General features: G+C 43.2%; 9 protein-coding genes. 4 read left to right on the forward strand and 5 right to left on the reverse strand.

From position 1 onward, the window contains the following. Positions 1-41: 41 nt before the first annotated feature. On the reverse strand, positions 42-1,088 hold the full coding sequence (locus BM278_RS13220; protein ID WP_090950473.1) for a TRAP transporter substrate-binding protein: 1,047 nt from the start codon (positions 1,086-1,088) through the stop codon (positions 42-44). A 104-nt stretch (positions 1,089-1,192) separates the two neighbouring features. Here BM278_RS13220 and BM278_RS13225 point away from each other — a divergent pair, with 104 nt between their 5' ends. Continuing rightward, positions 1,193-2,770 (forward strand): ATP-binding protein, encoded by a 1,578-nt coding sequence (locus BM278_RS13225; protein ID WP_090950475.1) that lies wholly within the window; start codon positions 1,193-1,195, stop codon positions 2,768-2,770. Positions 2,771-2,782: 12 nt separating this feature from the next. After that, positions 2,783-3,469, forward strand: coding sequence for a response regulator (locus BM278_RS13230; protein WP_090950478.1), 687 nt, complete (start codon positions 2,783-2,785; stop codon positions 3,467-3,469). 10 nt (positions 3,470-3,479) lie between these two features. On the opposite strand, the gene BM278_RS13235 is transcribed toward BM278_RS13230, so the two are convergent. Next, a complete protein-coding gene (locus BM278_RS13235) occupies positions 3,480-4,457 on the reverse strand; it encodes a LacI family DNA-binding transcriptional regulator (RefSeq protein WP_090950481.1) in 978 nt (325 codons plus the stop codon). A gap of 88 nt (positions 4,458-4,545) precedes the next feature. Here BM278_RS13235 and BM278_RS18820 point away from each other — a divergent pair, with 88 nt between their 5' ends. Together BM278_RS18820 and BM278_RS13240 are read left to right on the forward strand one after the other, a co-directional pair. Next, the gene (locus tag BM278_RS18820; protein ID WP_167359638.1) at positions 4,546-4,683 is read left to right on the forward strand and encodes a hypothetical protein; all 138 of its coding nucleotides are present in this window, start codon (positions 4,546-4,548) and stop codon (positions 4,681-4,683) included. A 167-nt stretch (positions 4,684-4,850) separates the two neighbouring features. Then, complete coding sequence (locus BM278_RS13240; RefSeq protein ID WP_090950483.1) at positions 4,851-5,633, forward strand: hypothetical protein; 783 nt, start codon at positions 4,851-4,853, stop codon at positions 5,631-5,633. A 211-nt stretch (positions 5,634-5,844) separates the two neighbouring features. Here BM278_RS13240 and yhbH read toward each other — a convergent pair whose 3' ends face one another. From yhbH to BM278_RS13260, 3 genes are all read right to left on the reverse strand, one after another. Then, positions 5,845-7,002, reverse strand: coding sequence for a sporulation protein YhbH (yhbH, locus tag BM278_RS13245; RefSeq protein ID WP_090950486.1), 1,158 nt, complete (start codon positions 7,000-7,002; stop codon positions 5,845-5,847). 471 nt (positions 7,003-7,473) lie between these two features. Beyond that, positions 7,474-9,369 (reverse strand): PrkA family serine protein kinase, encoded by a 1,896-nt coding sequence (locus tag BM278_RS13250; RefSeq protein ID WP_090950489.1) that lies wholly within the window; start codon positions 9,367-9,369, stop codon positions 7,474-7,476. 443 nt (positions 9,370-9,812) lie between these two features. After that, positions 9,813-10,020, reverse strand: a 208-nt coding sequence (locus BM278_RS13260; RefSeq protein WP_143093450.1) for a zinc ribbon domain-containing protein, incomplete at its 5' end; no start/stop codon positions are given.

Consider the following 10,020-nt stretch of genomic DNA (forward strand, 5'->3'; position numbering starts at 1 on the left):
TTTGGTCTCCAAAATAACAAACGGCCTATGTTAAAGGCCGCCTATTTCTCTTTTTGTTTGATTTCGCGAAGCAGCTTATCGCCAAACTCTTTTGTAAATTGATCATACAAAGGGGAAAACCGCTGTTCCCACTGCTTTTTTTCTTCTGCCGACAGCTTATAGATATGAATATGTTTGTTTTGTTCTATTTTTTTTAATTCCTCTTCATTCTGCCTTTTCGATTGCTGCAAATTCCATACCGTCGTTTCCTGCATCGCCTCCGTAATTTTTTGCTGAATATCTTTCGGCAAACTTTCCCAAAACGATTTGTTCATCATCACGGCATAGCCAAGATATCCGTGATTGCTGATCGTTATATACGGCTGAAATTTGTAAAAACCTTTCGAATAAATGTTGGAAATCGTATTTTCTTGGCCGTCAAATTCATGCTTTTCTAAAGAACGGTATATATGATCAAACGAAACAACGATCGGATCGCCTCCCAACAATCGAAATTGCCTTGCAATCACTTCGCTTGGCATGATGCGGAAGCGCAATCCGCGAAAATCATCAAAATGAACGAGCGGACGGGTCGTGCTCATCATTTGTTTGAAGCCGTTGCTCCATAATGCCAATCCTTTAATCCCTTTTTCATCTAACATCGCCAAAAGCTGTTTCCCTACATCTCCGGTAAACGTCCGCTCCACATCGTGATAATCTTGAAATAAAAACGGCAAATCTAACACTTGCCATTCGGGGATTAATTCCGTTACCTTCGAAAATGATGGCGCGATCATTTGCACATCCCCGCGCAGCAATGCATCTATTTCCTCGCCATCAGAATATAAAGAGCCGTTCGGAAACACTTCGACTTTTACGCGGCCATTTGTTTTTTTCTCGACGAGCTCCGCAAACTTTTGCGCAGCCAATCCCTTCGGCGTATTTTCTGCGACTACATGGCTAAAATAAATCACAATTTGCTTTTTTAATCCTCGTTGTTCATCATCATACACCATATTTCCATTCCAAAAGTGCTGCTTTAACAGCAGCGCCATGCTTCCTAAACAAACGAGCAAAACGAGAAACAGCGCCAACCATTGCTTTTTCATGTCCCACACCGTTTATTGCTAAGTTTTTAATCCAATTTTATCATATTTGTTGAGAAATGCTAAAATATGAATAAACAATGTTATGAAGACGGGGTATTCGTGTGATGCATCGGCTATCCATCCGTTGGAAAATTACGATCTTAATTTTTTTTATCGTTAGCTTTTCCTTATTGCTAAGCGGATTGTTTGTCATTGGCGACTTTTTTCACACAAAAGAGGAAGAATTGCAACAACGTGCATTATTGACGGCAAGGACGGTATCCGAACTTCCCGAAATCAAATCACACATTGTCGGAACCGAAAAACAGCGTTCTTCCATCAATAGCATCGTCGAACGCGTTCGCGTCATTCATAACGCTGATTACATTGTTGTCCTTGATATGAATAAAGTCCGGCTTTCTCATCCCGTTCCATCCATGATTGGACGCGTTTCCCACGGTGCCGATGAAGGGCCTGCGTTTGCGGAACATACTTACACATCGAAAGCGCGCGGTGAAATTGGCACTGTCATTCGCGCGTTCGTTCCAATTATGAATAAAGATCATCAACAAATCGGCGTCGTCATTGCGGCATATCGATTGCCAACTTTTTTTGAAGTGATTTATGCTTTAAAAGAAGAAATCGTAATTGCGACAAGCCTTTCTCTATTAATTGGCGGAATAGGAGCTTGGCTGCTCGCTTCCCATATTAAGCAACAAATGTTTCAGCTTGAACCTCACGAAATCGCTAAACTGCTTGTCGAACGAACCGAAGCCTTCAACGCGATGCACGAAGGCGTTATCGCGATCGATAGCAATGAAAACATCACGATTTTTAATGACCGGGCAAAACAGATGCTCGGCGTCAGCGGAGACGTCATCGGGAAACCGATTCGTGCGGTTGTTCCAGACACACATCTGCCGGAAATTTTAAAAATTGATCAACCTATTTATAACAAAGAACTGCAAATAGGAAATTTAACGATTTGGAGCAATCGCATTCCGATTAAAGTCAATGGCAAAACAGTTGGGGCGATCGCGATTTTCCAAGACCGCACCGAGGTGAAGAAACTCGCCGAAGAGTTGACAGGGGTGAAAGCGTTTGTCAGCGCTCTGCGTGTGCAAAACCATGAATATATGAATAAACTTCATACGATTGCCGGATTGATACAATTAGGACATCAAGAAAAAGCGCTCGAATACGTCTTTCAAGTGACGGAAGAGCAAGAAGAACTAACGCGGTTTTTAAGCAAACATATTAAAGACGAAAGCATTTCCGGCTTGCTCTTAAGCAAAGTTCGCCGCGGCAAAGAACTGGGCATTCGCGTCACCATCGATCGCCATAGCCGTCTTCATGCTTTTCCATCCGCGTTAGATCATCACGATTTCGTCGTTATTCTTGGAAACTTGATTGAAAACGCGTTTGATTCGTTTCAAGGCATTACAGATCGGGAAAAAGAAATATATGTAAGCATTGAGCAAAACGAAGAAATTTGTTCGCTTTCGGTGGAAGACAACGGCCAAGGCATTGAGCCAGAGCATCTTGACCGTATTTTCGAGGAAGGGTTCTCCACCAAAGGAAAAAATGGGCGAGGCATCGGTTTGTACTTAGTCAAGCACATTGTGGAAAAAGGAAAAGGGCATATGGATGTGAAATCGGAAAAAGGAAAAGGAACGATATTTACGATCACTTTTAATATGTAAGGAGGGGGGAAGATGTACCGCGTCTTGCTCATTGAAGACGATCCGATGGTGCAGGAAGTAAATCGTCAATTTATCGAACAAGTGGAAGGGTTCACCGTTATCGGAAGTGCCGGAAATGGTATGGAAGGGATGCAACTAATCCGCGATCTCCATCCCGATTTAGTGATTATCGATATTTATATGCCTCACAAGGATGGTCTTGAAACATTGAAAGAAATTCGCTCGGAAGGATATGAAGTCGATGTTATCGCCATCACTGCGGCAAGCGATATCGACACGGTGCGGCGTGTATTGCAAAATGGCGCGTTTGATTATATTATGAAACCGTTTAAATTCGAGCGCCTCAAACAAGCGCTGGAAAATTATCACTCATTTCGGCAAACGCTGAACGAAAAAGAAACGTTAACGCAGAAAGAGTTAGACGCTCTGCTGCAAACGGCGGAACCCCAACCGCTCGAGCCTCGTAGCGAACTGCCAAAAGGCTTGAACGAAGTCACATTGCAAAAAATCGTTCGTTATCTTCGCAAGCAAACGGAACCGGTTTCCGCCGAAGAAGTCGCCGAAGGGGTCGGCATCGCGCGAGTCACAGCACGTCGCTATTTAGAATACTTAGAAAAAAGAGGTGAAGTCGTTCTCGACGTTCAATACGGCGGGATTGGACGCCCGGTAAACCGATATATGATGAAACACCACATATAGGCAAAACAAGCTATACCGATGAACGCTCAATAAAACGAACAGACAACTTTTCCGTTTTTCTCGCGATATTCCCCGTTTCGATGTAATGATAAATAAGGCGAAACGCTTTTTTTCCCATCAACGCAAGCGGCAGTTCGATCGTCGTAATTTGCAGCGGTTCGGAAATCGGATGATTGTCAAAACTAACAATCGCAAGATCAGCGGGGATCTTCACTCCTTCCTTCTTCCCCCATAACACGATGCCTGCCGCCACTTGATCGCTCGATACAAGCAACGCGCTCGGCTTTTCCGGCAACGACATCCATTCATGAATGACACGTTTTCCATCTTCCATGTATAAACAACGATCAAAAATCCACTCTTTTCGCGGCTCGACGCCAATCTGCCGCAATGTATCATAATATGCTGCTTGCCTAGCCTTGCTGTTTGCCCCTGTCGTTCTTCCGATGCAATACCCGATGTGCCGGTGCCCTTTTTGGATCAAATAACGCAACGCTTTCGTAAACGCTTCGTAATGATCAATATAAACAGATAAAAAATCTTGATCTCGGACGTCTTCGCAGAGCACAATAGGCCCATCTTGCTTATATTCTCCAATCACGCCCCAGTCCGCTACATGCGAACAAATAATAAGCCCATCGACTTGTTTCATCCGCATCATTTCCAGCGCTTCCAGTTCCTTTTCCACATCGTAATTCGTTTGAAATACTAGCAGATGATACCGATGGCGAAGCGCTTCTTTTGATATTCCTTCCAATACTGTTGCGAAATACGGATGATTCAAATACGGAAGCACGACCCCGATGATCGACGTTTTCCCTTTCGCTAAATGGACCGCATTAATATTTTTTGTATAATTCAACTTCTCGACTGCTTCCCATACCGCGTTTCGTTTTTCTTCTTTCACGTACGGGTGCCCATTTAATACACGCGAAACCGTCGCAACCGAAACTCCTGCTTCTTTTGCAATTTCCCGAATATTTGCCATTCCCTTCACCTTTTTTCAAAAAACTATTGCGTTGAAACGCGTTTCATACATTATTGTATCTTCAAACACCACAAAGGGGGAAGAAGCGATGATAAAGGGAATATTACTGATTTTGCTTCTATGTGCGGTAGAATGGATCGGAGCCTATATCGCCTTAGAGGCCAGCCCGCAGGCGAAACGGGAATATTATAATGAAAACGATCCGTTCAAAACATTGTTCATGTAACCGGACAGACAGGATGCAGCGCTTGCAAAAATATCGCCTGCCAACACGTGCCTCTATGCTATGACTTTTCCATGACTATTGTCGCAAAAACGTTGATCGCCGTAACATTCCTCCTTCCCATTTCGAATGATATAATAGATGATATACCATTTAAGGAGGAATGACGGATGAAATGGACTTGGAAACCATTGATAACTGCAGCCATTGTAGTCGTTCTTGCGTCAGGGTGTGGAACGAAAGAAACAAATGAAGTAAAACAGACAAATCCTTCTAATAATGACACAAACCAAACGAAAACGGTGCAATCTGACACAAATGCAAATCAAACAGAAACGGCGCAATCGCACAACACGGGGCAATCAGAGGCATCTCAGCCTTCTTCTAAAAATGAAACCAATGTCTCGGAAAACGGCGCCACTAACGCAGGAGAAAGCAAACAACAAGAAACGCGCCCTTCCGAAATGCAATTATCTTATACGGTTGATGGAAAAGAAGTGAAAGAAACTGCCACTTTAAAAACAAGCGATAACCAAAATTTTTCTTTATATGTGCTAAAAGGTTGGGAGCTTGATGCCGAAGAGCCAAATTCCGATGTGCTTATGCGCGATAACAGCTTCGTCCGAATCCGCCTTCTGCAAACAGAAGAAAATGAAACAGATTACGCGAAACTGGCGGAAGAACACGCGCAAGCAGTGTCTTCCGATGCCGCTCGCCAAGATGGCGCAAATCTTCCAGAGTCATTGAAAGGAGCTGTTTGGTATAAAGCGCACTCGGACAACATGACGGTTCATGTCATCGGCACAAGCAACCCTGTTCCTATGCTTGTGATCATTCAAACCCCAAAAGATCAGGAAGAACTTTCGCCTATTTTAGCGATGATCGAAACGATACGAAAAACAGATTCGGCAAAGCCGGGCGACGAAGCAGCGTCAACCAGTTCGTCCAATTAAATATTTTTCAAAACACAAGATCCCGTTTTCGTGCGGAAACGGGATCTTGTTTGTTATAAGGGTCAGTCCTGATTATTGTATTGTATAAAATTTCACTCTTGGTCCAGCAAATTCAGGGTTTGGGAAAAATCAAACTGCTTTTCCCCGTTTCTTTTTACACAAACCCCCGACTTAATCTGTATAAACAAAAACCCCTCGTTTGAAACAAAAGTCATACAAACGCCTTATTTTCTTCTTTCCGGAAAAATGTTTTCATCGCATGAAACACATCAGATTTTTGCTTAAGAATATAATAGCGGAATTTCTCATCTTTAATGTTTTTATAAGCAGACATTAACGTTGAACTGCGGTTGTACTGATTCACTTCACCATAACCAAACATGTTCGACAATTTTATCAGTTCTTGAACAAGCTTAACGCAGCGGGCGTTATCCGATGTCAAGTTGTCTCCATCGGAAAAATGGAATGGATAAATATTGTAGCGCGATGGTGAATATTTTGTTTCAATCAGCTCCAACGCTTTTCGATAGGCGGAAGAACAAATCGTCCCCCCGCTTTCCCCTTTGGTGAAAAATTCGTCTTCCGTCACCACTTTTGCTTCGGTATGATGGGCGATAAATGCGATTTCGACCGTTTCGTATTTGGTGCGCAAAAAACGTGTCATCCAAAAGAAGAAACTGCGCGCCATATATTTTTCCCACAGCCCCATTGAGCCGCTTGTATCCATCATCGCAAGAACGACTGCTTTTGATTCCGGTTTTACCACTTCGCTCCACGTTCTAAATTTTAAATCTTCACGATAAATTGGATAAAAACTTGGATTGCCATTCATCGCATTTCTTTTAAATGCCGCGAGCATCGTTCGTTTCTTGTCGATATTCCCCATCAGGCCAGTGCGGCGAATATCGTTAAATTCGATATGTTGCGCCACATTTTGGTCTGCTTCTTTCCGCTGCAAGTTCGGCAGCTCCAATTGGCTGAATAACGCTTCTTCCAGTTCCATCAGCGATACTTCCGCTTCATAATAATCTTGCCCAGGCAAGTCTCCCGCTTCTTGCCCTTTTCCAGGCCCTTGTCCCTCCCCTGCTCCATCCCTTGCAACAACATCGCCGACTTGGCTTTCTCCGTTTCCTTGGCCAACATGTTTGTTTTTCTCGTAATTATAACGAATTTTATATTCATCCAACGAACGAATCGGAATTTTAATAACATCGCGCCCGTTTGACATAATAATGCTTTCTTCTGTAATTAAATCCGGCAAATTGTTTTTAATCGCTTCTTTTACTTTTTCTTGATGGCGTTTTTGGTCATCGTGTCCTTTCCGGTGGAGGGACCAGTCTTCTTTCGATACAACAAAGTTTCCCTTCATATTCCCCCTCCTCACTCAAATATTTTCACATTTTTCCACTTTGAAGCATATACTTATGTTGGCGCCATAAAAACGTAATGAATCAATGACAGTTTGTTTACTCTATCCTATGCAAAAAAGCGAAATAATTGACAAATTATTACGAAAATGAACATGTAAATTTTTATTGGACAAGCGATCAATCGGCTCCAACCGCAATCATGTCTTAGTGTGCAAAAATTCCCTCCCTGTCCCATCCGCGTTGGATTCCCCAGTAAACAAAATGATGTTAAGACACTTCCCACGATCCCATCCCGACAGTCAAAGTTCGCATCCTAGTCATTGTATACAATTTTCCTCTCCGCTTAGTAAACATGAACCACTGGAAAACAAAACTGCCGTTCTCTTTTTACACAACAAATTTTTTCGTTCGCAGCAACTTAACGCTTTCCCGCTAATCGAGCAAAAAAAGCATGCCTGGCACAAGGCATGCTACCGATTTAATAAACTGCCGACATAGCGAAGCAGTTCGTTCGCTGACGTAGAATTATAGCCATATTCATCGATCAAACGTGCCACAACCTCATTAATTTTCTTTAACTGCTGCTCATCCGGAGTTTTGGTGGAAGTGGTGATTTTTACAATATCTTTTAAATCAGCGAACAATTTTTTCTGAATCGCCTCCCGCAACCGTTCATGCGAATTGTAATCAAACTTTTGCCCTTTCCGCGCATAGGCGGAAATGCGAATCAAAATTTCTTCGCGAAACGCCTTCTTTGCGTTTTCGGAAATGCCGATTTGTTCTTCGATCGAGCGCATGAGTTTTTCGTCTGGATTCATTTCCTCCCCTGTCAGCGGATCGCGCAGCTTTGTTTTATTGCAGTACGCTTCCACATTATCTAAATAGTTATCCATCAATGTTTTCGCCGATTCTTCATAAGAGTAAACGAACGCTTTTTGCACTTCTTGCTTGGCGATTTCGTCGTATTCCTTGCGAGCCAGTGAAATAAAATTTAAATATCTCTCTTTATCTTCTTTCGAAATGGACGGATGCTGGTCAAGCCCCTCTTTTAAGGAGCGCAATACGTCTAATGCGTTAATCGACGGAACTTCTTTGCGAATAATGCATGAGGAAATGCGGTTAATGACATAGCGAGGATCGATGCCGCTCATTCCTTCATCCGGATGCTCCTTTTTCAATTCCTCGACATCAACTTCATTAAATCCTTCGACCATTTCGCCGTCGTAAAGGCGCATTTTCTTAATTAAATCGACGTCCGGCCGTTTCGATTCTTTCAATCTCGTTAAAATCGTAAACATTGCGGCGATTCGCAGCGTATGTGGAGCAATATGGACATCAGCGACATCGCTTTCGCGAATCATTTTTTCATAAATCCGCTCTTCTTCTGACACGCGCAAATTGTACGGAATCGGCATGACGATAATCCGCGAATGAAGCGCTTCATTCTTTTTATTCGCAATAAAAGAACGATATTCCGTTTCGTTCGTATGCGCGATAATAAGTTCATCCGCACTTATCAGCGCAAACCTCCCCGCTTTGAAATTCCCTTCTTGCGTCAAAGAAAGCAAATGCCAGAGAAACTTTTCATCACATTTGAGCATTTCCTGGAATTCCATAATTCCGCGGTTCGCCTTGTTTAACTCCCCATCAAACCGATAAGCGCGCGGATCTGATTCTGAACCGTACTGGGCGATAGTCGAAAAATCGATGCTTCCTGTAAGATCGGCAATATCTTGCGATTTCGGATCGGACGGGCTGAACGTCCCGATGCCAACTCGTTTATTTTCCGAGAAGAAAATTCTCTCAACCATGACATCTTCAATACGCCCGCCATATTCCTTTTCCAATCTCATCATGTTTAACGGCGAAAGATCGCCTTCAATACGAATCCCATATTCTTTATAAAAATCATCGCGCAAATGATGGGGGATTAAATGGAGGGGATCCTCGTGCATCGGGCATCCTTTAATCGCATACACAGCGCCGCGATCGGTTAACGAATATGCTTCTAATCCCCGTTTTAACAGCGTTACAAGCGTGGATTTCCCGCCTCCAACAGGCCCCATCAGCAACAAAATGCGTTTGCGTACATCAAGCCGCTTTGCCGCCGGATGAAAATATTCTTCTACTAGACGTTCTAGCGCCTCCTCCAATCCAAATAACTGATTACTGAAAAATTTATATCGTTTTCTTCCATTTACTACTTCGATTCCAGCATCTTTAATCATATTATAAACGCGTGAGTGTGCGGACTGAGCAACCCATGGCTTTTCTTTTAAAATCTCTAAATACTCTGCAAATGTACCTTCCCATTTCAGCCGTTCCTCTTCTTCCCGGTATTGCGCGATTTTCTTTAAAATATCCATAAAGGACCTCCTTATCCTTGACGTCTTAACAACGAGATTATTACAATGTATGCAAGGATGTCCCGTATCATTCATTGCAAAAAAAATTTGTCTGCTTATTGCTATGATAACGCTTGCCATTCACAACGGTCGTCATATCCGCTATAATGAAAAAGGTGGGGCAATCATTCATGAAGGAGGAAGCGGCATGCGTACACTGCTTGTATTAGGTGTGATCATCGCCTTCTTAACTGCAATCTTTACGGCTGGCTACGAAGATAAACCAGGCGTAAAAAATTAATTCATTAAAAAACGACCTCCTTTTCAGAAGGTCGTTTTTTATTGTTAGTGACATACTCCCACCACCTACGCTTCGCTTAGAGGTGGGGGCTTCTCGGGTAATCCCATCTCATGATGGGAAGTTGACCGAGCGATCCCCGTGTGCCCCACGGTTCGAGGACAAATTAGACGATCGCCAATCGTTTCATGCCCTCATGTTTGATATTGATGGCCGCATTGACGTCCCTGTCGCTCTCGAATCCACATTCACAGCGGAATGTCCGTTCAGAAAGCGATAGAGACTCCTTGACTCGACCGCAGCACGAACACGTTTTGGACGAGGGGAACCATTTGTCGATTTTGATCAGCTTCTTCCCCTGTTCGGCCAGCTTG

The organism is Parageobacillus thermantarcticus, assembly GCF_900111865.1.
GTDB lineage: Bacteria > Bacillota > Bacilli > Bacillales > Anoxybacillaceae > Parageobacillus > Parageobacillus thermantarcticus.